Raw genomic sequence first — 22,867 nt, 5'->3', positions numbered from 1 at the left:
ACCAGAACCTGCCTGGCAATATCGATGTCAGTGCCTGCCGCTACCGTGCGAAGCATGCCGGATGCCGAAGACGTACGCCGTGTCGCCCTGTCCCTGCCGGACACGACGGAGAAGACCGCGTGGAACATGCCCACGTTCCGGGTCGCGGGCAAGATGTTCGCCACCCTGCCCGAGGACGAGACGTCGATCGCCGTGCGCTGCCCCAAGGAGGAGCGCGACGAGCTGGCTCTCTCCGAGCCGGAGAAGTTCTGGATCGCCGGGCACGAGGCCCAGTTCGCCTGGGTCCGGGTCCGGCTCACCGCCCTGGAGGACGAGGCCGAGCTGCGGGACATCCTCGCCGACTCCTGGCGTCAGGCCGCCCCGGCCTCCCTGCTGGAGGAGTATCCGGGACTGGGCGTGGCGGAGGAGGAGGCGCCGTAAAGGCGTGCGCGATCACCGACCCGAGTGCGGTATTGTTTCCCTGCGGGTCCGGCCGGGCGAAACCCCAGGTCAGACGGGCAACGGGACGTGGCGCAGCTTGGTAGCGCACTTGACTGGGGGTCAAGGGGTCGCAGGTTCAAATCCTGTCGTCCCGACTTTTCGAAGTCGGACCAGAGGCCGCCTTCTCAGTGACGAGAAGGCGGCCTCTGCCGTGTCCGAGAGCGGCGGCGCCGCTGCCGGAGGCGCGGCAGGGGCAGCGGAGGTCACGCGGCGCGCGGCGTCAGCCGGCCCTGGCGAGCACCTCGTCGACCAGCTTCTTGTCCAGCGCGGCCCGCACCAACGCGGCGGCGAGTTCCGCCGGTTCGGCGGGCCGGGCCTTCTCGACCAGCTGGTCGGGCTCGTCCGGGAGGCCGAGCCGGCGCGCGCCGTCCAGGGCCTTGGCGTCGATGTACGGGGCCGCCTCCGGCCAGACGCTCTGGACCTCGCGCAGGAAGATGTCCGCTCCGGCGGGCCCGATCCCCGTCACCTCCTGGAGCAGGCCGCGCAGCCGGGAGACGTTCCCGTCGGCCTCCTCCCGCATGCGCCGCAGGTCGCCGCCCCATCGCCCGGTCAACAGCTCGGCCGCCTGGCCGAGTTGGGTCGCCGTGCGTTCGTCGTAGCGCCGGTAGCCGCCGCGGCCCAGGGCGTCGACACGCTGCTGCCAGGTCGCTTCGGCCATGCTGCGGGGGTCGCGCATCCCCGCCTCGGACAGGGCGCGGGCGGCCGCGACGGCGGTGGAGGCGCGGATGCGGGCGCTGAGCAGGTGGGCCAGCACGAGGGTGCGGTACAGCGGCTGAGGGGTGTTCTTCAGCCGGATGCCCGCCTCCTCGGCGTAGGTGCGGCCGTGCGAGGAGAGGAGTTCCTCGATGACGTGCTGCTGCTGGTCGCTCATGGTGGCGGCCCGGTCCTCGGCCAGGGAGTGGGAGTCCTGCGCCTGCCGGGTGCCCGCGACCTACAGGAGGAAACCGGAGGGAACCGGAACCGGCCCCCTCACCGCGAGGGCGGGCGCCGGTCGCGGCGGGCGCGGCGCACCTCCACCAGCAGGGGCAGCAGGGAGAGCGCGACGACCGCGGCGACGAACGGCAGCAGATACGCCTCGACGTGCGGGACGGACGAGCCGAGGGCGTAGCCGGCCAGGACGAGACTCTGCGACCACAGCAGTCCGCCGACGGCCTGCCAGAGGGTGAAGGTCCGCGTGGGCACGCCGAGCGCACCGGCCGCCGGATGCAGCACCGTCCGCAGCATCGGGACGAAGCGGCCGATCACCAGGGCCTTGCGGTAGCCGTAGCGGGCCAGCATCTTCTCCGCCCGTGCCGTGCCCTCTTCGAGACGCCGGTTCGAGGTGCGGGCCAGCAGCGCCCGCCCGCCGTGCCGGCCGAGCAGGAACCCCGCCTGCGCGCCCGCCACGGCGCCGACGGCCGCGCAGACCAGCACCTGCCACAGCTCCAGCCGCGGCGCCTGGTGGCCGCCGGCCGCGCACAGCGCGCCCGCCGGGAGGAGCAGCGCGTCCCCGGGGAGGAAGAAGCCGACCACCAGCAGTCCCGACTCCGCGAAGATCACCACCAGCACGCCCAGGGCGCCGAAGGCGGCCAGCAGCGAGGCGCTGTCCGTCGGATCCACGGCGATCACGGTCATCGCCTCCCGGCCGTCCTCGCGAAGCTGTCGTCGGCGGTCCCGCATGGCCGGGTTCCCTGTCCCCGTTCATCCAGCCGGGGCGGCGGAGCCGTCGGAGCCTCGCGGGCACCTTGACCGCGGTGTGCGGCCCGGCGGACGACGGCGGTACCGGCGACAGCCCGGCGCGGGCGGCCGGGCTGCTCTGAGCGGCGGGCCCGCTCAGGACAGCCCGCCCGGCCGTGCGGATCACCTGCGGGCGCGCGCGGGACGGGGCGGGTCGATGAACTGGAGTTCCAGGCCGGCCGGGGGCGCGGCGACGCCCGGACCGCCCGCCGCAGCCCAGCTCAGGACGTCCTCGGTGCAGTCGTCGTCCATGGCGAAACCGACCCAGGTGGCCCGGCCGCCCGCCCGGCGGCCCGCGCCGGACGGCTGGACGACGATCACGTTGGCCTGGTCACAGGGGCCCAGACAGTCCGTCGTACGGACCTCGAAGCCGCCCGCCGACGCGGTGGCCGCCGCGCGCAGGCGCTCCAGTTGCCAGCCGTGGTCGTAGCCGGGGTGTTTGCGGGTGTCGCCGCAGCAGCAGCCCCGGCACACCACGAGGGTGCAGGGCCGGCGCGCGGCGGCGCCGATCGACACCACGCGCTGGGCCGGCAGGGCGCCGCGGCGGCCCACGCCGCTCAGGACGCCGACTGGCCGACGTGGGCCAGCGCCTGCCGCACCAGGAAGCCGTGCCCGCCCGGCATCTCGGTCTGCACCTCGGGCGAGACCGCCTCCTGCGGGTCGAACCACACCAGGTCCAAAGCGTCCTGCCGCGGCCGGCAGTCACCGGTCACCGGCACGATGTAGGCCAGCGACACCGCGTGCTGACGCGGGTCGTGGTAGGGCGTGATGCCCTGCGTCGGGAAGTACTCCGCGACCGTGAAGGGCTGCAGGGACGCCGGGACGTGGGGCAGCGCCATCGGGCCGAGGTCCTTCTCCAGGTGCCGCAGCAGGGCGTCGCGGACCCGCTCGTGGTGCAGGACCCGGCCCGAGACCAGGGTCCGGCTGACGTTGCCCTCCGGTCCTATCCGCAGCAGCAGGCCGATCTTGGTGACTTCGCCGCTGTCGTCGACGCGCACGGGCACGGCCTCGACGTACAGGATCGGCATGCGGGAGCGAGCGACTTCGAGTTCGTCCTGGCTCAGCCAGCCGGGCGTGGTATCGGTCAAGTCAGACATTGGTTGATCATACTTTCAGTGCGTCGGGAAGCCGGTAGACCCGGCGGGCGCCGACACCATAGGCGCCGGAGCTGAACAGCGGTGTGCGCGACGGGACGACCTCCGGTGCCTCCTCCACAACCGTGCGCGCGGCGGCGGTGCAGAGGGATCTTGCCCGCGGTGAGGGGCGGGCAGTCCGCCCGCGACCGGCTCCGGGGCCCCGGTAGGGTGACAATCCGGTCACCCCCGTACAGGAAGAAGGACATGCCCTACTCCCACGCCCCTCAGCTGGCCGCTTTTGAGCCGTCGGCCGGCGGCGCCGACATCCGTCTCGTCGTCACCGACATGGACGGCACGCTGCTCGACGACGACAAGCGGACACCCGACGGGCTCTGGGAGGTCCTCGCGCTGCTGCGGGAGCGGGGCGTGCTGTTCAGCCCCGCCAGCGGCCGGCAGTACGCCACGCTGGCCCGGGAGTTCGCCGAGGTCGCCGACGGGATGGTCTTCATAGCGGAGAACGGCACCTACGTCGTCCGCGACGGCGAGGAACTCAGCTCCGATCCGCTGGACCCCGCCGTGGTCACCCGCGTCGTCGAGGCCGTACGGCGGCTCGTGGCGGGCGGCGCCGACGTCGGGGCCGTCGTCTGCGGGAAGCGGTCCGCCTATGTCGAGCGTGCCGACGAGGCCTTCCTGGCGGAGGTCGGCCGCTACTACCTGCGCCACCAGGTCGTCGAGGACGCCGCCGCCGTCGGGGACGAGGTCATCAAGGTCGCCCTGTTCGACTTCGGGTCGGTCGCGCGGAGCACCGCCCCGGCCCTCGCGCCGTTCGCGGACACCCACCAGGTCGTCGTCTCCGGCGAACACTGGGTCGACATCATGAACCGCACCGCCAACAAGGGTGCCGCCCTGCGCCGGCTCCAGGAGGAGCTGGGCATCACGCCCGCGCAGACCGTCGTGTTCGGCGACTACCTCAACGACCTGGAGATGCTGGACGCCGCCGACTGGTCCTTCGCCATGGCCAACGCCCACCCCGAGGTCGTCCGGCGGGCCCGCCACCGGGCACCCTCCAACAACGACAACGGGGTCCTGCGCACTCTGGTCCGCCTCCTCGACCTGCCGGTGACGGGACTTGACCGCCCGTCACTGTGACCGACCGACCGCCCGTCGAGGCGACCCCGCGTCCCCAAGCCGCCGGCCGGCGTGGCCGTGCGGACCGGCGCGGCCGTCCGCGGCTCCTGGGTGAGGTGGTCGGACGTGGTGCGCAAGCAGCTCCGTCTTCGCCCTCGCACGGGTGCGCGCACCTCGGCCGAACGGCCAGGGGGCGCCGGGCGGAACTGTTCGACGCGCACGGGGTGTTCGCCTTCGGGCGGGCGATGGGCAGCGAGGACTTGTCGCTGCCCGTCGCCCGACGGGGCGCGCCACGACTACGGGTACGTGACCTCGACGCCGGCCGGGGTGGGGGAGGCGGCGCCGGGCGAGGAACTGGCCCAGAAGATCGACGCGGTGCCCCTCGACCACGGCCCGTTGTCCGCCCCGGACCTCTCGGTGGTCGTGCCGGGCGTGCGGAGACCGGGGTCCGCGGCCCTGAGCCGCCTCGCGGGCGGCGGGACCACGGCGTGAGCGGGGCCGGGCTCAGGGCTTGAGGGGATCGTGGCCCAGCGTCATCAGCCGGTGGCGCAGGGCGGTGTCCTCGGCGGCGGGCTCGTCCGCCATGTCCGTCTGCTCGGCCACCTTGTCCACCACGTTGCGCATCACGCGCAGGTCGTCCTCCGTGAGGTCGGTGCGCCGCTTCTGCAGGATGGCCAGCACATGCCGGCCGGTCGGGGTGCCCGCCTCGTCGGGCAGCGCCTCCGTGGTCTCGTCGGCGTCGCGCACCCGGAGCCAGGCGGCCAGCTCCTGCGAGGTCATGTTCACCACGCGGTGGAAGTCCTCCCACAGCGCGTCGAGTTCGAGGGCGTCGGTCATGGCATGGCCTTCTGTCGTTGTCGAGCAGGCGTCGTGCCGGTGGTCAGCTCTCGCGCGGCCAGTTCTCCGCCTCGAACATCCACCGCTGCTTCTCCAGCTCGGCGGTGATGCCGATCAGCAGGTCCTGGGTGACCGGGTCGGGCTGCGCGGTCGCGTCGATGCGCTCCCGCAGCCGGCCGATGGCCTCACCGAGGGTCTCCGCGATCACCTCGACCACGTCCTCGTCGCGCAGCCAGCCGTCCTTCGGCGCCGCCAGCGTGAACGCCGAGGCGATCGTCTCCGGCCGGCCGTCGGGCGGCAGGCCCAGGGCGGCGGCACGCTCGGCGACCGTGTCGGCGTACGAACGGGCCGTGGAGACCACCTCGTCGAGCTGGAGGTGGATCGAGCGGAAGCGGGGGCCGACGATGTTCCAGTGCGCCTGCTTCCCTATCAGGGAGATCCCCAGCAGATCGACCAGGGTGCTCTGCAGGGCATCGAAGGTGACCTGACGGGCCGGTTCGGGGAGCGGGCTCTTCACGACAGTCATACGGAGGTCCTCCTTCTCACGTCGTCTCGTGTGCTACGGAGCAGATCGGCGCGTTCGGCCTCGCCGGTCCCGCCCCACACCCCGGACGTCTGCCCGCTCACCAGGGCGTAGTCCAGGCAGTCGGCGGTCACCGGGCAGCGGGCACAGACCCGCTTGGCGTCCGCGGTCTCCCGCAGGGCCGGTCCCGACGTCCCCACGGGGAAGAACAGTTCGGGGTCCTCACCGACGCAGGCGGCACTGCGCAACCACTCCATGGGGGCGCGGGTGCCCAGGGCGAATCGGCGCAAACACGGCTCGCGGCAGGGTGCGGACGCGGCTGCGGGGTCCTTCACAGGGGGCCTCACCGCGGTCTATAGTCCGAAACTAGCAGTGCTAATTAATGTAGCGTCGTCGTCGGTCAGGAGACCCAGTCGTGCGTCCCGTCCACTTCGCGGCCGCCCGCCGCACCCCCATCGGAAAGCTGCGCGGCGCCCTGTCCGCCGTACGGCCCGACGACCTCGCCGCCGCCGTCGTCCGCGGCCTGGTCACCGACCTGCCCGCGCTCGATCCCGCCCGGATCGACGACGTGTACTGGGGCGCCGCCAACCAGGCCGGCGAGGACAACCGCAACGTCGCCCGCATGGCCGCCCTGCTCGCCGGACTCCCCGAGACCGTGCCCGGCGCCACGGTGAACCGGCTGTGCGCCTCCGGCATGGAGGCCGTCACCGCCGCGGCCCGCACGATCGCCGCGGGCGAGGCCGAGATCGTGCTCGCGGGCGGCTCCGAGTCCATGAGCCGCGCCCCCTTCGTGCTCGCCCGCCCCGACGAGGCCCTCCCGCACCGCGTGGAGACCGTCGACACCCGGCTCGGCTGGCGCCTGGTCAACCCCGCCATGAAGGACCTGCACGGTCTGCTGGCGATGGGCGAGACCGCCGAGGAGGTCGCCGAGCGGTACGGCGTCCCGCGCGAGCGCCAGGACGACTTCGCGCTCCGCAGCCATCAGCGCGCCGCGCTGGCCCGCAAGAACGGCCACTTCGACGACGAACTCCTGCCCGTACGGCGCCCGGACGGCGTCGTCGTGGACGCCGACGAATGCATCCGCGAGGACACCTCCCTCGACCGGCTCGCCGCGCTGAAACCCGTCTTCCGCCAGGGCGGCACGGTCACCGCGGGCAACGCCTCGCCGATGAACGACGGGGCCGCCGGTCTCCTCCTGGTGAGCGAGGAGGCCCTGAACGACCTGGGCCTGGAATCCCTCGGCCGTTACGTCGCCGGCGCCTCCGCCGGTGTCCACCCCGACGTGATGGGCATCGGCCCGGTCCCCGCGACCCGCAAGGCGCTGACCCGCGCCGGGTGGAGCGTCGACGACCTCCAGGAGGCCGAGTTCAACGAGGCGTTCGCCGCGCAGGCGCTGGCCTGTGTGGACCAGCTGGGCATCGATCCCGAGCTGGTCAACCCCAGCGGCGGCGCCATCGCCCTCGGGCATCCGCTGGGCTGCTCCGGCGCCCGCATCCTCACCACCCTGCTGCACCGGATGCGGCGCACCGGTGCGGAGCGCGGTCTGGCGACGATGTGCGTCGGCGTGGGGCAGGGCAGCGCCGTACTGGTCGAGCGCCACTAGGCAGGACGCGACGACCGGGACCGGACTCCCCGGAGGCGGCAGGCGAACCCGCCTCACCGGGGCCCGTTAGGTGTGCGTAGCATCGGTCTCCGCATGAACTTGATGACGTTGTGGCACCTCACCGGCTGGGAGTTCGCCGTCCTCGCCGCCGCGGCCCTGCTGGTCGGTTTCTCCAAGACGGCCGTCAGCGGGGCCAACACGGTCAGCCTGGCGATCTTCGCCGCGGTGCTGCCGGCCCGCGACTCCACCGGCGTCCTGCTGCCGATCCTGATCGCCGGGGACGTGCTGGCCGTCCTCACCTACCGCCGGCACGCCCACTGGCCCACGCTGTGGCGGCTGTTCCCGGCGGTCGCGGCCGGTGTCGTCGCCGGCACGCTGTTCCTGATGTGGGCCGACGACGACGCCGTCCGCACCTCGATCGGCGCGATCCTGCTGTTCATGACGGGCGTCACGCTGTGGCGGCGGCGCACCGCCGAGAAGGCCGACGACCCCGACGCCGTGGTCACCCGCGCCGGCCGCCTGAAGGCCCGCTCGTACGGCGTCCTCGGGGGCTTCACCACGATGGTCGCCAACGCGGGCGGCCCGGTGATGTCGATGTACCTGCTCTCGGCGGGCTTCCGCAAACTCGGCTTCCTCGGCACCTCCGCGTTCTTCTTCCTCATCGTCAACGTCTCGAAGGTGCCGTTCAGTGTCGGGCTCGGCCTCATCGACGGCCGCTCCCTGCTCCTGGACGCCGCGCTCGTGGCGTTCGTCGTCCCCGGCGCGCTGCTCGGCCGGTGGGCGGTGCACCACATCAACCAGCGGCTGTTCGAACGGCTCGTCATCGTGGCGACGGTGGTGGGCGGCGTCCAGCTGCTGGTGCGCTGACCACCTTCCCCACCGGGACGACGACCGCGGTCCCGGCGCGGCCCCCCGCCTCGTAGGCTCGACGTCATGTCCGCCCACGTCCTGGTCCTCGGGGGCACCACCGAGGCGCGTGAACTGGCCGCCGTCCTGGCGGCACGCCCCGGTGTCCGGGTGACCTCGTCGCTGGCGGGCCGGGTGTCCCGGCCGGGCGCCCTCGCGGGGGACGTACGCATCGGCGGGTTCGGCGGGGCCGAGGGGCTCGCGGCCTGGCTGGGCGAGCACGGGGTGGACGCCGTGGTCGACGCCACCCATCCTTTCGCCTCCGGCATCACCGCGAACGCGGCCCACGCCGCGACGGCCGCCGGACGGCCCCTGGTCGTGCTGCGCCGCCCCGGCTGGCGGCCCGGACCCGGCGACCGCTGGCACCCGGTCGGCTCCCTGGCCGAGGCGGCGGAACTGCTGCCCGGCGTGGGCCGGCGCGCGTTCCTGACGACGGGACGCCTGGGCCTGGCCGCCTTCGCGCACCTGGCCGGTACGCACTTCGTCGTCAGGTCGGTGGAGCAGCCGGAGCCGCCGCTGCCGCCGGACACCGAACTCGTGCTGACCCGCGGCCCGTTCACCGTCTCCGACGAGCTGGCGCTGCTGCGGGAGCACCGCATCGACGTGCTGGTCACCAAGGACAGCGGGGGAGAGGCCACGGCCGCGAAACTGACGGCCGCCCGCCGGCTCTGCCTGCCCGTCGTGGTCGTACGGCGGCCGCCGCTGCCGGACGGCGTGACGGCGGTCGAGGACGTGGCGGGGGCGCTGGCACGGCTGGGGTTCAGCGCTCCGTGACGGAGGCGCGCAGCCGGTCGATCACGCGGAGCACCTCGGTGCGGTTCTTGGCGCTCTTGATCCAGGCGGGCAGCCGGGCGATGCAGGTCATCTTGCGGCCGTGCTCGTACCAGGGATCCCGCTCCCGCAGCGAGGCGGCCACGAACCGCCGGAGCAGATCGAGGTGTTCGAGGTTGTACGCCCAGATCTCGCCGTGCCGGGTACGGGCCGACAGCCACAGCGCCGGCCTCCCCGCCGAACGTGACAGACCGCAGGAACGGCACACCACCCGGTGCTGCGGGGTCTGCCCGCCGCGCCGCCCGTAGTGGGCGAGGCGCGCGCAGCGCGGGCACCTGACCAGCGCCGACGTGGCGTGGTCGGCGAGGGTGGTGGCGGGATCGCGGAAGCGGACGGGGGCGGGCGGCATGCGTCGAGTATGGGGTCCGCGGACCCCGGCGGGCATCCCGTTTTCAGGGTGCGGCCGGGGCGAGCGCCGGTGTCCGCCGGGTCAGGCCCGCGCTGAGGTCCTCGACCACGAGCCGCTTGGCGATGGTGTCCACGGCGGCCCGCAGGTCGCTGCCCGCCGGGCGGCCGATGTCCTGCCGGACCCGCTCCTCCAGCCAGTCGCCCCACGCCTCGGTGATCACGCGGGCCTCGCGCGCGCCCGCCGCGGTGTGGCTGAGCAGTGAGCCGTGCCGGCTCAGGAAGCCCTCGTCGACCATGCGGTCGAACACCGGCAGCAGCACCTCCGGCGGCATGTGGTGGCGGGCGGCGATCAGCCCCAGGCTCGCGTGGCCGACCAGCCGGTCGAACAGCTCGACCTGCATCACCGCCCACGCCCCGGCCACGTCGAGCCGGGTGTCGGACTCGGCGACGATCCGGCGCGTGGTGTCCACGTCCGTCCTGCCGATGATCTTCGCGACGGCCGTCTCCAGCAGCCGCTGCGCGTTGGCGTCGTGCGGCGAGCCGAACCCCTCACCGAGATCGGTGGAGGTCCTGCGGGCGCTGTCGCGCAGCGGGACCTGCTTGAGGAACAGGGCGACGACGAAACCGAGGGCGGCGACCGGAACCGTCCACAGGAACACCGTCTGGATGGTGTCGGCGTACGCCCCGACGAGCGGGGCGGCGGTGTCCGGGGGCAGTTGGTGCAGCGCCTCCGGGCTGGTCGCGGCCCGGGACACCGCCGCCGGGTCGGCGCCGCCCTCCGCCGTGGCCGCCGCGATGCCCTCCTCGAGGTTGGGGGCGAGGGCGTTGGCGTAGATCGTGCCGAAGACGGCCGTGCCGAAGGCGCTGCCCAGGGTGCGGAAGAAGGTGACGCCGGAGGTGGCGGTGCCCAGGTCGGCGTACTCGACGGTGTTCTGCACGGCGATCGTCAGCACCTGCATGCACAGGCCGATGCCGGTACCGAGCACGAACATGAACAGCGATTCCAGCCAGGCGCCGGTGGAGGCGTCCATGAGGGACATCAGGTACAGCCCGACGCCCATCACCAGCGAGCCGATGATGGGGAACACGCGGTACGTGCCCGTCTTGCTGACCACGTTGCCGCTGAAGACCGACGCGATCAGCAGGCCCAGCACCATCGGCAGGGTGCGCACACCGGACACGGTCGCCGAGTCGCCGTCGACGTACTGGAGATACGTCGGCAGGTAGGTCAGGGCGCCGAGCATCGCGAAGCCGACGATGAAGCTGAGGATCGAGCAGACCGTGAAGACGGGGCTGCGGAACAGCCGCATCGGCAGCATCGGCTGCTGCGCCCGGGTCTCCACCCAGCAGAACCCGGCGAGGGCGAGCACACCGCCGGCGAACAGCGCGATGATGACGCCCGAACCCCACGCGTACTCGTTGCCGCCCCAACTCGTCGCCAGGATCAGGGCGCCGGCGCCGACCGTGACCAGCGCGATGCCCAGATAGTCGATGACCGGGCGGGCCGCCGACTTCACCACCGGGATGGTGCGGGCGGCCGCGAACACCACGACGATCGCGATGGGGACGTTGATGTAGAACGCCCACCGCCACGACAGGTGGTCGGTGAACAGGCCGCCCATCAGCGGCCCCACGACGGTGGCCACCCCGAACACGGCGCCGATCGCGCCCTGGTACTTGCCGCGCTCGCGCAGCGGGATGACGTCGGCGATCAGCGCCATCGAGGTCACCATGAGGCCGCCCGCGCCGATGCCCTGCATAGCCCGCCACAGGATCAGCAGCATCATGTCGGTGGCCAGACCGCACAGGAACGACCCCGTGATGAAGATGATCGCGGACACCTGGAAGACCACCTTGCGGCCGAACAGGTCGCCGAACTTGCCGACCAGGACGGTCGCGACGGTCTCCGCGAGGAGGTAGGCGGTGACCACCCACGACATGTGCTCGGCGCCGCCGAGGTCCGACACGATCGTCGGCAGGGCGGTGCCCACGATCGTCTGGTCCAGCGCCGCCAGCAGCATGCCCAGCACGATCGTCACGAAGACGATGTTGCGCCGGCGCGGGTCGAGCACGGGCGGCTGGATGGCGGACGGCACGGGCCCCGTGGATCCCCCGGACCCCGCCGATTCCTCGGTCACTGTCACGAGGTCACGATCACACTGGCCGCCCCGCCCCGCACGCGGGCACGGTCCGGCCGGTGAAGGAGGCGGGGCGCGGCGACAAGCCCTACGCGTCCCGGGGATTGCGGCGCAGCAGATACGTGTCCATGATCCAGCCCTTGCGCTCGCGGGCCTCGGCACGCAGCCGCTCGATGCGGGGGCCGGCCTCCGCGAGCGGGCCCGAGACGAGGATCTCGTCCGGGGTGCCGATGTAGGCGCCCCAGTAGATGTCGACGTCCTGGCCGGCGTACTGCCGGAAGGCCTGGTGGGCGTCGAGCATCACCACCACGTCGTCCACCCCCTCGGGGAACCCCTCGGCGAGCCGCCGCCCGGTGGTGATCTGCACCGGCCGGGCCACCCGGTTCAGGCCCGTGCGGTGCCGGGCGACGAGCGCCGAGACGCTGCTGATGCCGGGCACCACGTCGTACGCGAAGGCCACCGCGCCCCGCGCCAGCACCTCCTCCAGGATCGCGAGCGTGCTGTCGTACAGCGCGGGGTCGCCCCACACGAGGAACGCGCCGCTCTCGTCCGGGCCGAGTTCGTGCGTGATCAGCCGCTCGTAGATCCCGGCGCGGGCGCTGCGCCAGTCGCCGACGGCGGGGGAGTAGGCGGCGCCGCCCGCGCGGCGGTCCCGCTCCGGGTCGCGGGCTTCCACCACCCGGTAGCCGCCGTCCGGTATGTGCGTGTCCAGCATGTCCCGGCGCAGTTGCGTGAGGTCGCTCTTCACCTCGCCCTTGTCCAGGACGAAGAACACGTCCGTGCTCCGCAGCGCCCGGACCGCCTGAAGGGTCAGCTGGTCGGGGTCGCCCGCGCCGATACCGATGACATGAATCTTTCGCACGACCACGAGTCTGCCGTACGCCACCGACAGTGACGGTGGCGGGTGTCAGCGCAGCCGGGGAGCCACGGCACCGGCGTCCACCGCGGCGCCCGACTCCTCCACCTCCGCGGCCAGCCGCCGCGCCCAGCCGGCCAGCGCGGCGAGGTCCATCCCGTACGGCCGCCACCGCCCGGTGGCGCGGGCCCACTCCTCCACGGCCGCGGCCCCGCGCCCCAGCAGCCGGGGCCCGCCCGTGAGGTTGCCGCGGGCGGCGTGGGTGAGACCCACCGCGAGCTGGGCCAGCCCCCGCCACAGCGCCCGCTCCTCCTGCGGCCCCGACTTCCAGGCGTCCTCGAACACCTCGTGCGCGTGGAACGGCTTTCCGGCGTCCAGCAGCGCCTGCGCCTCGGCGACACTGTCCTGCGGCCGCCGCACGACGCCCTCCGGCTGGCGCTCCACCCCGGCCGTCCCGTACGGCAGGGGGCGCCCCAGCCCGTCCCGCGGCCGTGCGCTGCGCGCCCGCCCTTCCTCGTCCCGGTCCCGCGCGTCCTCGCCGCTCCTCGTAGCGCCCATGGGCCGATTGTCGCGCGCCGGTGCCCCTTTCGGCGCACCGCCCGCCGTGGGGTAAAGTGCTGTTCGCGCGATCACGCGGAAATCCGTGGGACCGCACCGGGACGTGGCGCAGCTTGGTAGCGCACTTGACTGGGGGTCAAGGGGTCGCAGGTTCAAATCCTGTCGTCCCGACCAGCTTCATCGCAGGTCGGAAGCCGCTTTCTCATTCGTGAGGAGGCGGCTTCGGTGCGTTCGGGGTGCGGTCGGCCACCGGGCGGCCGGGTGAGGTGACGGCGCGGATATTCTGGGATCATGCCGTCCTCCCGCCGTACCGCCCGACAGGCCGACCTGCTGGAGCGGCTCGTCGTGCTGCTGGCGGCGGAGGGCTTCTCCGATCTCACTCTGGACGATCTCGCCGAGCGGCTGCGCTGCTCCAAGACCACGCTGTACCAGCTGGCCCGCAGCAAGCAGGGGCTGGTCGTGGAGGCCGTCAAGCACTACTTCCGGGGCGCGACCGAGGCCGTCGAGAAGCGGGTGGCGCAGACCGACGACCCCTCGGACCGGGTCCGGGTCTACCTGACGGCCGTCGCCGAGCAGCTGCGGCCGCTCTCCCGCCGTTTCCTCGACGACGTGGCCGAGTTCCCGCCCGCGCGCGAGGTGTACGAGGCCAATACGCGCATGGCGGCGGAGCGGGTGCGGCGGCTGATCGCGGAGGGGGTCTCCGGCGGCGCCTTCCGTGAGGTGCACACCGCGTTCGTCGGCGAGGTCGCCGCCGCGACCATGCGCCAGATCCAGCAGGGCGAGCTGCAGGCGCGCACCGGGCTGACCGACGCCGAGGCCTACGAGCAGCTGGCGTCGCTCATCGTGCACGCCGTCTCCTCCTGAGCGTCCTCCCGTTTCGTCCGGAGCCTCCTCCCCGTAACCCCGTGCGGGTGCTCCGTCACGCCCGCATGCCGTACTGTGAATGATACGTTCGTACTCTTTCCAGTATCACTTCGTGGAGGTCGACATGCCCGCCACTCGCGCCCTGCCGACCGAGGAAGCCGTCGACCTCATCCAGCTGACGCGCACCCTCGCCGCCAGGGAACTCGCACCCCGGGTCGCCGACGCGGAGGCGGACGGGGCCTTTCCCCGGGACGTCTTCCGCACCCTCGGGCGCAGCGGGCTGCTCGGACTGCCCTTCGCCGAGGAGCACGGCGGAGCGGGGCAGCCGTACGAGGTGTACCTCCAGGTCGTCGAGGAGGTCGCCGCCGTCTGGGCCAGCGTGGCCGTGGGCATCTCCGTGCACGCGCTGTCCTGCTTCCCGCTGGCCCGCTTCGGCACCGAGGAGCAGCGGGCCAAATGGCTGCCCGAGATGCTGGGCGGGGAACTGCTCGGCGCGTACTGCCTCTCCGAGCCGCACGCCGGCTCCGACCCGGCGGCCATGCTCACGCGTGCGGTGCGCGACGGCGACGAGTACGTGCTCAACGGCGCCAAGGCGTGGACCACGCACGGCGGGTACGCCGACTTCTACACGGTGATGGCCCGCACCTCCGACGACCGCGCGCGCGGCATCTCCTGCTTCCTCGTCCCGGCGGACACCCCGGGGCTCGGTGTCGACCCGCCGGAGCGGAAGATGGGGCTGACGGGGTCGGCCACGGCCACCGTGCGGCTCGACGACGTGCGGGTGCCCGCCGAGCGGCTCATCGGGCAGGAGGGGCAGGGCTTGAAGATCGCGCTGGCCTCGCTGGACTGCGGCCGTCTGGGTATCGCCGCCGTCGCCACCGGCCTCGGACAGGGCGCCCTGGACCACGCCGTGCGCTACGCCCGTGAGCGGGAGACGTTCGGCAAGCCGATCATCGAGCACCAGGGTCTGGCCTTCGTTCTCGCCGACATGGGCGCGGCGACCGAGTCGGCGCGCGCCATGGCCCTCGCCGCCGCCCGGCTCAAGGACGCCGGCCTCCCCTTCACCCGGGAGGCGTCCATCGCCAAGCTCGTGGCCACCGACAACGCGATGAAGGTGACCACGGACGCGGTACAGGTCCTGGGAGGGTACGGATACACCCGTGACTTCCCCGTCGAGCGCTACATGCGCGAGGCGAAGGTCATGCAGATCTTCGAAGGAACCAACCAGATCCAGCGCATGATCATCTCCCGTGCGCTGGACCGGAACGAGGGCGGTGCGCTCACCGCCCTCGGCAAGGAGTGATGATGCAGCTCGAGAACACCGCCGCCCTTGTCACCGGCGGTGCGTCCGGCCTCGGCGCGGCCACCGCGAAGGCCCTCGCCGAGGGCGGCGCGCGGGTCTTCGCCCTCGACCTCAAGGACGGCATCGACAAGGCGCCCGAGGTCACCGGCGTGACCTATGTGCCCGCCGACGTCACCGACCCCGAGCAGGTGCGGGCCGCCGTCGCCACCGCGGCCGGCTCGGGCGTGCCGCTGCGCACGGTCGTCAACTGTGCGGGCATCGGCCCGTCCATGCGGATCCTCGGCAAGAAGGGCGTCCACGACCTCGCCCTCTACGCGAAGGTCATCCAGATCAATTTGGTCGGCACCTTCAACGTCCTCGCGCTCGCCTCCGAGGCCGTCGCCGCCACCGACGCCGACGAGAACGGCCAGCGGGGCGTCATCGTCAACACCGCCTCCATCGCCGCCTACGACGGCCAGATCGGCCAGGCCGCCTACTCCTCGTCCAAGGGCGGCGTCGTCGGACTGACCCTGCCCGCGGCGCGCGACCTCGCGCAGTACGGCATCCGGGTCTGCACCATCGCCCCGGGCATCGTGGAGACGCCGATGCTGGCCACCGTCTCCGAGGAGTTCCGCGCCTCGCTCGCCGCCGGAGTGCCCTTCCCGCAGCGGCTGGCCCAGCCCGAGGAGTACGCCAGGCTGGCGCTGGCGATCGTCGACCACGACTACCTCAACGGCGAGACCATCCGCATGGACGGTGCGCTGCGGATGGCGCCCCGGTAGTCCTTCCCCACGGGCCGCCGCCACCTCCCACGGGCCGACGGCGGCTCTCGCGGGCCGGTGGCCCTCAGGGTCTGACCAGCAGCCGGAAGTCGAACGCGTAGCGGGACGCACGGTAGACGTGCGTCCCGTACTCGACCGCGCGCCCCGAGTCGTCGTACGCGGTGCGCTGCATGGTCAGCAGGGCCGCCCCCGTCCTCTCCGCGAGCAGGGTGGCCTCCTCGGCGCCGGCGGAGCGGGCGCCGATGGTCTGCCGGGCGCTGTGCAGCGTGACGCCCGCCGCGCGCAGCAGCCGGTACAGGCCGGTTCCCTCCAGCCGTGCCGTGTCCAGGTCCAGCAGGGCGGGGGGCAGGTAGTTGCACAGGAAGGCCACCGGCTGTCCGTGCGTCGAGCGCAGCCGCTCCAGGAGCGTGACCTCGGCGCCCTCCGGTATCCCCAGCGCGGCGGCGACATCGGCCGTCGCCGGGACGCGTTCGTTGCGGACGACGTGCGTGGTCGGTCCCTGCCCGGCCGCCTCCAGGTCGTCGTAGAGGCTGCTCAGTTCCAGCGGCCGTTTCACCTGGCTGTGCACCACCTGGGTGCCGACGCCGCGGCGGCGTACCAGCAGGCCCTTGTCGACCAGTGACTGGATGGCCTGGCGGACGGTGGGGCGGGACAGGCCGAGCCGGGTCGACAGGTCGATCTCGTTGCCGAGCAGGTTGCCCGGGGTGAGGGCGCCGTGCTCGATGGCAGCCTCCAGTTGCTGGGAGAGCTGGTGGTAGAGCGGCACCGGGCTGGTGCGGTCCAGCGTGAAGTCCACTGCGTCCAGCGCCGGTCCTGACGTGGCGCGGGTTCGCTCACCGGGTCTCGGCGGACGGTCACCGGGCCTCGGCATCGGGCACCTCCTCGGGCGGTGGGTGACCCCCGGAACGCGGGGTAGAGATCGCCCCCTCAGGTGTAGGGCCCGTCCGGCCCGATGTCAATGATTTGTTCTTACATTCGGACCTGATCGTGAAATGATGTCTTAACAAAGTATTGACAGCGGGCGCCTCACGGGATTGGATCCCGTCCCAGCAGCGCCGCAGTTCCCGGCCTCCGGGCCCGGGCCCGGATCCTCGTGATCGACTCCCCTTTTCCCGTCGTTCCCCTGTCGCACAGTGAGGTGCAGGAAAGATGGACAGCTCTTCTCCCGCCCGTTCCCGCAGAATCGCCCCGGTCGTGGCCATGGCCGCGGCGGTCGCCCTGACCCTCGCGGGCTGCTCCAGCAGCTCCGGCGGCAAGAAGGCCGAGGACGGAGCGGGTGAGGCCTCCGCCGGCAAGGCCACGACACCCCGGATGACCGTCGCGCTGGTGACCCACCAGTCGCCCGGCGACACCTTCTGGGACATCGTCCGCAAGGGCGCCGAGGCCGCCGCCGCCAAGGACAACGTCAAACTCGTCTACTCCGCCGACCCCAACGCCGGCAACCAGGCCACCCTGGTGCAGAACATGATCGACCAGAAGGTCGACGGCATCGCCGTCACCCTCGCCAAGCCGGACGCCCTCAAGGACGTCATCTCCAAGGCGAAGGCCGCGAACATACCCGTCGTCGGCCTCAACTCCGGTGTGAGCGAGTGGAAGGACCTCGGTCTGCTGCAGTTCTTCGGCCAGGACGAGACCGTCGCCGGCGAGGCGCTCGGCAACAGGCTGAACTCCGAGGGCGCCAAGAAGGTCGCCTGTGTCATCCAGGAGCAGGGCAACATCGGTCTCACCCAGCGCTGCGACGGCGTGAAGAAGACCTTCTCCGGCTCCACGGAAACCGTGTACGTCAACGGCACCGACATGCCGTCGGTGAAGTCGACGATCACCGCCAAGCTCAAGCAGGACAGCGCCATCGACTACCTCGTGACCCTGGGCGCCCCGTACGCGCTCACCGCGGTCCAGTCGGTGTCCGAGGCGGGCGGCAAGCAGAAGATCGCCACCTTCGACCTGAACAAGAACCTGACGGGCGCCATCAGCGCGGGCACCATCGAGTTCGCCGTGGACCAGCAGCCCTACCTCCAGGGCTACCTGGCGATCGACTCGCTGTGGCTCTACAAGAACAACGGCAACTACATGGGCGGCGGGGAGCAGCCGGTGCTGACCGGTCCGGCCTTCGTCGACAAGTCCAACGTGGACGCGGTCGCCGCGTTCGCCGCGAAGGGCACCCGGTGATGAGTGTGACGGGGCATGCCGAGCCGGCGGTGACCTCACCGCCGGCCCCCGGCCGCAAGGAGAGTGACGGCCGGACCTCGCGGCGCCCGCTGGCGCTGCGGCTGCTGGCCCGGCCCGAGGTGGGTGTCTTCCTCGGCGCTGTGGCGGTGTTCGTCTTCTTCCTGGTCACCGCTCCGCCGGTGCGTGACGGCAGTTCGATGGCGAACGTGCTGTACCAGTCGTCGACGATCGGGATCATGGCTCTGCCGGTGGCGCTGCTGATGATCGGCGGCGAGTTCGACCTGTCGGCCGGGGTCGCGGTGATCACCTCGGCGCTCACGGCGTCCATGCTCAGTTACCAGCTGACCATGAACGTCTGGGTCGGTGTGGTCGTCGCGCTGCTCGTCTCCCTGGGGATCGGCGCGTTCAACGGCTGGATGCTGGTGAAGACCGGGCTGCCCAGCTTCCTGGTCACGCTGGGCACCTTCCTGATCCTCCAGGGCGTGAACCTCGCGGTGACCAAGCTGGTCACCCAGAACGTCGCCACCGACGACATCAGCACCATGGACGGCTTCGGCCAGGCGAAGAAGATCTTCGCCTCGTCCTTCGACGTCGGCGGCGTCCAGGTGAAGATCACCGTCGTGTGGTGGCTGGTCTTCGCCGCGCTGGCCACCTGGGTGCTGCTGCGCACCAAGTACGGCAACTGGGTCTTCGCCGTCGGCGGCAACAAGGAGTCCGCCCGCGCCGTCGGTGTCCCGGTGACGTTCACCAAGATCTCGCTGTTCATGCTGGTCGGGTTCGGCGCCTGGTTCGTCGGCATGCACCAGCTGTTCACCTTCAACACGGTGCAGTCCGGTGAGGGCGTGGGCCAGGAGCTGATCTACATCGCGGCCGCGGTCATCGGCGGCTGCCTGCTGACCGGTGGCTACGGTTCCGCGATCGGCCCGGTCTTCGGCGCCTTCATGTTCGGCATGGTCCAGCAGGGCATCGTCTACGCCGGCTGGAACCCCGACTGGTTCAAGGCCTTCCTCGGCGTCATGCTCCTGGGCGCCGTCCTGATCAATCTGTGGGTCCAGCGCACGGCCACCCGGAGGTGACCTTCATGACCGACGACAACACCACCGGCAGTCACGGTGCCGTCCTCGCCGACCCCGCGCCGGCCGACGCGGACCGCCCCCTTGTCGAACTGCGCGGCGCGGGCAAGTCCTACGGGAACATCCGCGCGCTGCACGGCGTGGACCTGGCCGTGCACCCCGGCAGGGTCACCTGCGTGCTGGGTGACAACGGAGCCGGCAAGTCCACCCTCATCAAGATCGTCTCGGGGCTGCACCAGCACACGGAGGGCGACTTCCTCGTCGACGGCGAACCCGTGCGCTTCTCCACCCCGCGCGAGGCCCTCGACCGCGGCATCGCCACCGTCTACCAGGACCTCGCCACGGTCCCCCTCATGCCCGTCTGGCGCAACTTCTTCCTCGGCTCCGAGATCACCAAAGGTCCCTGGCCCGTACGGCGCCTGGACATCGACACGATGAAACGCACCGCCGACGAGGAACTGCGCAACATGGGCATCGTCCTCGACGACCTCGAGCAGAGCATCGGCACCCTCTCCGGCGGCCAGCGCCAGTGCGTCGCCATCGCCCGCGCCGTCCACTTCGGCGCCCGCGTCCTCATCCTGGACGAGCCCACCGCCGCCCTCGGCGTCAAGCAGTCCGGCGTCGTCCTCAAGTACATCGCCGCCGCCCGCGACCGCGGCCTCGGCGTCATCTTCATCACCCACAACCCCCACCACGCCTACATGGTCGGCGATCACTTCAGCGTCCTGCGCCTGGGCACCATGGAACTCTCCGCCGACCGCGACCGGGTCAGCCTGGAGGAACTCACCAACCACATGGCCGGCGGCACCGAACTCGCCGCCCTCAAACACGAACTGGCACAGGTCCGCGGAGTCGACGTCGACGAACTCCCCGAGGAGGAGGACCTCACCGCACCGGCGGCGGGGCCGGCGGGGGATAAGTCCTGAGGGCCCGTCACCTAGGGTGATGGGCATGGACGAGAACGCCGTACGACAGGCGCGAGAGGTGCGACCTGTGCGACTGGAGGCCGGCGCCACCGCGTCGGCTCCCGCGCTGCTGCTGCGGCCGTGGCGCCCCGAGGACGCCGCCGCCGTGGCCGAGGCGTACCGGGACCCGGTGCTGCGCCGCTGGGCCGCCGTGACCGTGCGGGACGAGGCGGAAGCGCTGGCCTGGGTGCGGGTGCAGAGCGACGGCTGGGAGAGGGGGGAGCGCCTCGCCTTCGCCGTCCTGGAGGCACAACCGGACGGCGATGAAGGGCGGTTGGCGGGCCACGTCGTCCTCAAGGCGCCGCACGAGGAGCAGCCGGAGGTCGGCTACTGGACGGCCGCCCACGCGCGCGGCCGGGAAGTGGCTCCGCGGGCGCTGAACACGCTGACGGACTGGGCCTTCACCGCCTTCCCTGGCGCGACCCGGCTCCGGCTGCTGCACCAGGCCGACAACTCCGCGTCCTGCCGGGTCGCGGAGAGGACCGGCTACGGCTTCGACGCCGTACTGCCCGCGGCGCCACCGGAGTTCCCCCACGACGGCCACCTCCACGTACGGGTCGCCACCGCGTGAACACCGCCCGTGGCCGACCGGGCCGTGGTGCCCGGGCCGCGTGCGTGACAGCGTCGTACGGCGGGCGGCCCAGGGCTCCCTTCCGCCGAGAGGCGGCCGTCCGCCCCCGCTTCTGTGCCGGTGTCGATGGGCCGCGCGCGGCCCGTGCTGCCGACCAGCGCGGGGTCGGAGCACGCCCACGCCACCCGGTGTCCTGTGGTGCCGGTGTGGCCTGCGGCCGACCGGCACCAGCCACAAGAACACGGAGCCCGGCACGGGTGAGGTGGGGCGAGGTCAGGAGGTGCGGACCTCCGCGATCGTCACCGGCCGGTGCTCGTGCAGCGACAGCGTGCACGCCTCCGCGATCCAGCCGGCCTCCAGGGCGTCCTCGATCGTGCAGGGCGAGGGCCGGGTGCCGGCCACCACCTCGGTGAACGTGGTGAGTTCGGCCCGGTAGGCGGCGGTGAAGCGGTCCATGAAGAAGTCGTGCGGGGTCCCGGCCGGGAAGGTCACGCCCGGCTCCACCGAGCGCAGCGGCAGCTTGTCCTCCAGGCCCACCGCGATGGAGTCCTCAAAGCCGTGGATCTCCATGCGGACGTCGTAACCGCGGGCGTTGTGCCGGGAGTTGGAGATCACGGCGATGGTGCCGTCGTCCAGGGTGAGGATCGCGCCCGTGGTGTCGGCGTCGCCCGCCTCGCGGATGTAGTCGGCGCCCCGGTTCCCGCCCACCGCGTACACCTCGCGCACCTCGCGGCCCGTCACCCAGCGGATGATGTCGAAGTCGTGCACCGAGCAGTCCCGGAAGATGCCGCCCGACCCGGCGATGTACGCGGCCGGCGGCGGGGCCGGGTCCAGGGTGGTGGAGCGCACGGTGTGCAGCGTGCCCAGCTCGCCGGAGCGTACGGCGGCCCGCGCGGCGACGAAACCGGCGTCGAAGCGGCGGTTGTAGCCGATCTGGATCGGCACGTCCCTGCCCTGGACGGCCTTGAGCACGTCGACGCCCTCCCGCATGGTCCGGGCGACGGGCTTCTCGCAGAACACGGGCACCCCCGCCGCCACGGCGGCGAGGATCAGCGCCGGGTGGGCGTCGGTGGCGGCGGCCACCACGATGCCGTCCACCCCGGCCGCCAGCACGGCCTCGGGGGAGTCGGCGACCTCGGCGCCGAACCGGTCGGCGGCGGACTTGGCGGCCTCGGCGAACGGGTCGGCGACGACGAGCGACTCGACGGCGTCGAGTCCGGACAGGGTCTCGGCGTGGAAGGCGCCGATGCGGCCGAGGCCGAGAATGCCGATACGCATGGGGTGCAGCTCCTTGGGCGTTGTACAGGGGTCGTACAGAGGGCGTACGGGGGGAGGGGCGGAGTGAGTCAGTCGAGGCCGCCGAGCACGTTCTGGTCCCAGTCGATCACCGAACCGGTGACCACGCCGGACCGCTCGGACAGCAGGAACACCACGAAGTCGGCGATCTCGTCCGGCTGGCCGAGCTTGCCCATCGGCAGCCGGGCGGCCGCCTGCTCCAGCCAGTCGTCCCCGGCGCCGTGGAAGGCCCGCTGGGTCGCGTCCTCCCCCTCGGTCGCCGTCCAGCCGATGTTCAGGCCGTTGATGCGGACCCGGTCGCGGCGGTGGGCGTGCGCCGCGTTGCGGGTCAGGCCGACCAGGCCGGCCTTGGCGGCGACGTACGGGGCGAGGAACGGCTGCCCGCCGTGCGCCGACGAGGTGATGATGTTGACGACCGTGCCCGGCGCGCCCCGGCCGACCATGTCCGCGACGGCGGCCTGCATGGCGAAGAACGGCGCCTTCAGGTTGATCGCGATGTGCTGGTCGAACAGCTCGGGCGTGGTGTCCAGCAGCGTGCCCCGCGAGGTCAGCCCAGCGGAGTTCACCAGGCAGTCCACCCGGCCGTACGCCTCGACCGCGCGGGCCACGGCGGCCTTCGCCTGTGCCGCGTCGGCGAGGTCCGCCCGGACGAACATCGCCCTGCCGCCGGCCGCGGCCAGCTCGGTGACCAGCGCCTCGCCCGGTTCCGGGCGGCGGCCCGTGACGGCCACGACCGCGCCCTCGCGGACGGCGGCCCGCGCGATCGCCGCGCCCACGCCCTGGCTGCCGCCGTTGACGAGGACGACCTTGTCGGCGAGGAGCCCCGTGGAGGGGAGCGGGCCGGTGGAGGGCTGGGGGACGGTGG

The 22,867-nt window shown here is 72.4% G+C and carries 27 protein-coding genes and 2 tRNA genes; 15 read left to right on the top strand and 14 right to left on the bottom strand.

Translation table 11 applies throughout. The features are described 5' to 3' along the window. Nucleotides 1-54: 54 nt before the first annotated feature. Nucleotides 55-420 carry an MmcQ/YjbR family DNA-binding protein gene (locus tag P1P75_RS20405; RefSeq protein ID WP_319257379.1) on the top strand — a complete coding sequence of 122 codons (366 nt, stop codon included), beginning with the start codon at nt 55-57 and terminating at the stop codon, nt 418-420. Between the two features lie 81 nt (nt 421-501). Next, a tRNA-Pro gene (locus tag P1P75_RS20400) sits at nt 502-575 on the top strand. Between the two features lie 125 nt (nt 576-700). On the opposite strand, the gene P1P75_RS20395 is transcribed toward P1P75_RS20400, so the two are convergent. From P1P75_RS20395 to P1P75_RS20380, 4 genes are all read right to left on the bottom strand, one after another. Continuing rightward, on the bottom strand, nt 701-1,351 hold the full coding sequence (locus P1P75_RS20395) for an endonuclease (protein ID WP_319257377.1): 651 nt from the start codon (nt 1,349-1,351) through the stop codon (nt 701-703). Nucleotides 1,352-1,449: 98 nt separating this feature from the next. After that, a complete protein-coding gene (locus P1P75_RS20390; RefSeq protein ID WP_319257410.1) occupies nt 1,450-2,088 on the bottom strand; it encodes a DedA family protein in 639 nt (212 codons plus the stop codon). 231 nt (nt 2,089-2,319) lie between these two features. Continuing rightward, nucleotides 2,320-2,730, bottom strand: a complete 411-nt coding sequence (locus P1P75_RS20385; RefSeq protein WP_319257407.1) for a (2Fe-2S) ferredoxin domain-containing protein — start codon at nt 2,728-2,730, stop codon at nt 2,320-2,322. Nucleotides 2,731-2,753: 23 nt separating this feature from the next. Beyond that, a complete protein-coding gene (locus tag P1P75_RS20380; protein WP_150473720.1) occupies nt 2,754-3,293 on the bottom strand; it encodes an NUDIX hydrolase family protein in 540 nt (179 codons plus the stop codon). Nucleotides 3,294-3,536: 243 nt separating this feature from the next. On the opposite strand from P1P75_RS20380, the gene P1P75_RS20375 reads away from it, so the two are divergent. After that, nucleotides 3,537-4,421, top strand: a complete 885-nt coding sequence (locus P1P75_RS20375; RefSeq protein ID WP_319257375.1) for a Cof-type HAD-IIB family hydrolase — start codon at nt 3,537-3,539, stop codon at nt 4,419-4,421. A gap of 285 nt (nt 4,422-4,706) precedes the next feature. Then, nucleotides 4,707-4,892: a hypothetical protein gene (locus tag P1P75_RS20370; RefSeq protein ID WP_319257373.1), complete on the top strand. Its 186-nt coding sequence runs from the start codon at nt 4,707-4,709 to the stop codon at nt 4,890-4,892. 12 nt (nt 4,893-4,904) lie between these two features. Here the strand turns inward: P1P75_RS20370 and P1P75_RS20365 are convergent, their stop codons facing one another. The 3 genes from P1P75_RS20365 to P1P75_RS20355 are packed head-to-tail and all read right to left on the bottom strand — an operon-like array spanning nt 4,905 to nt 6,017. Next, a complete protein-coding gene (locus P1P75_RS20365; RefSeq protein WP_319257371.1) occupies nt 4,905-5,237 on the bottom strand; it encodes a DUF3140 domain-containing protein in 333 nt (110 codons plus the stop codon). A 43-nt stretch (nt 5,238-5,280) separates the two neighbouring features. Next, nucleotides 5,281-5,763, bottom strand: a complete 483-nt coding sequence (locus tag P1P75_RS20360; protein WP_319257368.1) for a DNA starvation/stationary phase protection protein — start codon at nt 5,761-5,763, stop codon at nt 5,281-5,283. Then, nucleotides 5,760-6,017, bottom strand: a complete 258-nt coding sequence (locus P1P75_RS20355) for a WhiB family transcriptional regulator (protein ID WP_319257365.1) — start codon at nt 6,015-6,017, stop codon at nt 5,760-5,762. Before P1P75_RS20355 ends, P1P75_RS20360 begins: the two co-directional genes overlap by 4 nt. A gap of 158 nt (nt 6,018-6,175) precedes the next feature. Here P1P75_RS20355 and P1P75_RS20350 point away from each other — a divergent pair, with 158 nt between their 5' ends. From P1P75_RS20350 to P1P75_RS20340, 3 genes are all read left to right on the top strand, one after another. Further along, nucleotides 6,176-7,363, top strand: coding sequence for a thiolase family protein (locus tag P1P75_RS20350; protein WP_319257363.1), 1,188 nt, complete (start codon nt 6,176-6,178; stop codon nt 7,361-7,363). Between the two features lie 93 nt (nt 7,364-7,456). Next, nucleotides 7,457-8,230, top strand: a complete 774-nt coding sequence (locus P1P75_RS20345; protein WP_319257362.1) for a sulfite exporter TauE/SafE family protein — start codon at nt 7,457-7,459, stop codon at nt 8,228-8,230. A gap of 66 nt (nt 8,231-8,296) precedes the next feature. Beyond that, complete coding sequence (locus P1P75_RS20340; RefSeq protein WP_319257360.1) at nt 8,297-9,043, top strand: cobalt-precorrin-6A reductase; 747 nt, start codon at nt 8,297-8,299, stop codon at nt 9,041-9,043. Here the strand turns inward: P1P75_RS20340 and P1P75_RS20335 are convergent. From P1P75_RS20335 to P1P75_RS20320, 4 genes are all read right to left on the bottom strand, one after another. After that, a complete protein-coding gene (locus tag P1P75_RS20335) occupies nt 9,030-9,449 on the bottom strand; it encodes a hypothetical protein (protein ID WP_319257357.1) in 420 nt (139 codons plus the stop codon). The genes P1P75_RS20340 and P1P75_RS20335 overlap by 14 nt on opposite strands. A 43-nt stretch (nt 9,450-9,492) precedes the next feature. Further along, nucleotides 9,493-11,544 carry an MDR family MFS transporter gene (locus P1P75_RS20330; RefSeq protein ID WP_319257404.1) on the bottom strand — a complete coding sequence of 684 codons (2,052 nt, stop codon included), beginning with the start codon at nt 11,542-11,544 and terminating at the stop codon, nt 9,493-9,495. 130 nt (nt 11,545-11,674) lie between these two features. Next, a complete protein-coding gene (gene cobF / locus P1P75_RS20325; protein ID WP_319257355.1) occupies nt 11,675-12,448 on the bottom strand; it encodes a precorrin-6A synthase (deacetylating) in 774 nt (257 codons plus the stop codon). A gap of 45 nt (nt 12,449-12,493) precedes the next feature. Continuing rightward, a complete protein-coding gene (locus P1P75_RS20320) occupies nt 12,494-13,000 on the bottom strand; it encodes a DUF309 domain-containing protein (RefSeq protein ID WP_319257353.1) in 507 nt (168 codons plus the stop codon). A gap of 97 nt (nt 13,001-13,097) precedes the next feature. On the opposite strand from P1P75_RS20320, the gene P1P75_RS20315 reads away from it, so the two are divergent. From P1P75_RS20315 to P1P75_RS20300, 4 genes are all read left to right on the top strand, one after another. Next, a tRNA-Pro gene (locus P1P75_RS20315) sits at nt 13,098-13,174 on the top strand. A gap of 117 nt (nt 13,175-13,291) precedes the next feature. After that, nucleotides 13,292-13,864 (top strand): TetR/AcrR family transcriptional regulator, encoded by a 573-nt coding sequence (locus tag P1P75_RS20310; protein ID WP_319257351.1) that lies wholly within the window; start codon nt 13,292-13,294, stop codon nt 13,862-13,864. A 124-nt stretch (nt 13,865-13,988) separates the two neighbouring features. Beyond that, a complete protein-coding gene (locus P1P75_RS20305; RefSeq protein WP_319257349.1) occupies nt 13,989-15,167 on the top strand; it encodes an acyl-CoA dehydrogenase family protein in 1,179 nt (392 codons plus the stop codon). Nucleotides 15,168-15,169: 2 nt separating this feature from the next. Continuing rightward, nucleotides 15,170-15,928 carry an SDR family NAD(P)-dependent oxidoreductase gene (locus P1P75_RS20300; RefSeq protein ID WP_319257401.1) on the top strand — a complete coding sequence of 253 codons (759 nt, stop codon included), beginning with the start codon at nt 15,170-15,172 and terminating at the stop codon, nt 15,926-15,928. 64 nt (nt 15,929-15,992) lie between these two features. Here P1P75_RS20300 and P1P75_RS20295 read toward each other — a convergent pair whose 3' ends face one another. Then, entirely contained in the window at nt 15,993-16,799 is an 807-nt protein-coding gene (locus tag P1P75_RS20295; RefSeq protein WP_319257346.1) for a GntR family transcriptional regulator, read from the bottom strand. Nucleotides 16,800-17,077: 278 nt separating this feature from the next. On the opposite strand from P1P75_RS20295, the gene P1P75_RS20290 reads away from it, so the two are divergent. Genes P1P75_RS20290 through P1P75_RS20275 form a run of 4 tightly spaced genes read left to right on the top strand, consistent with a single transcriptional unit; the run spans nt 17,078 to nt 20,706 of the window. Then, on the top strand, nt 17,078-18,097 hold the full coding sequence (locus P1P75_RS20290; protein WP_319257344.1) for a sugar ABC transporter substrate-binding protein: 1,020 nt from the start codon (nt 17,078-17,080) through the stop codon (nt 18,095-18,097). After that, entirely contained in the window at nt 18,097-19,173 is a 1,077-nt protein-coding gene (locus tag P1P75_RS20285; protein WP_319257342.1) for an ABC transporter permease, read from the top strand. The genes P1P75_RS20290 and P1P75_RS20285 overlap by 1 nt, the downstream gene beginning before the upstream one ends. A 5-nt stretch (nt 19,174-19,178) precedes the next feature. Continuing rightward, nucleotides 19,179-20,096 (top strand): ATP-binding cassette domain-containing protein, encoded by a 918-nt coding sequence (locus P1P75_RS20280; RefSeq protein WP_319257340.1) that lies wholly within the window; start codon nt 19,179-19,181, stop codon nt 20,094-20,096. 25 nt (nt 20,097-20,121) lie between these two features. Continuing rightward, nucleotides 20,122-20,706: a GNAT family N-acetyltransferase gene (locus tag P1P75_RS20275; protein ID WP_319257338.1), complete on the top strand. Its 585-nt coding sequence runs from the start codon at nt 20,122-20,124 to the stop codon at nt 20,704-20,706. A gap of 273 nt (nt 20,707-20,979) precedes the next feature. Here P1P75_RS20275 and P1P75_RS20270 read toward each other — a convergent pair whose 3' ends face one another. Together P1P75_RS20270 and P1P75_RS20265 are read right to left on the bottom strand one after the other, a co-directional pair. Further along, nucleotides 20,980-21,984: a Gfo/Idh/MocA family oxidoreductase gene (locus P1P75_RS20270; RefSeq protein WP_319257336.1), complete on the bottom strand. Its 1,005-nt coding sequence runs from the start codon at nt 21,982-21,984 to the stop codon at nt 20,980-20,982. A 68-nt stretch (nt 21,985-22,052) separates the two neighbouring features. After that, nucleotides 22,053-22,867 (bottom strand): SDR family oxidoreductase (locus P1P75_RS20265; protein WP_319257334.1); only part of this gene is annotated, 815 nt, incomplete at its 5' end.

This window comes from Streptomyces sp. ID05-39B (genome assembly GCF_033794725.1).
GTDB lineage: Bacteria > Actinomycetota > Actinomycetes > Streptomycetales > Streptomycetaceae > Streptomyces > Streptomyces bobili.
This window is presented reverse-complemented; position numbering and strand designations above follow the sequence as displayed.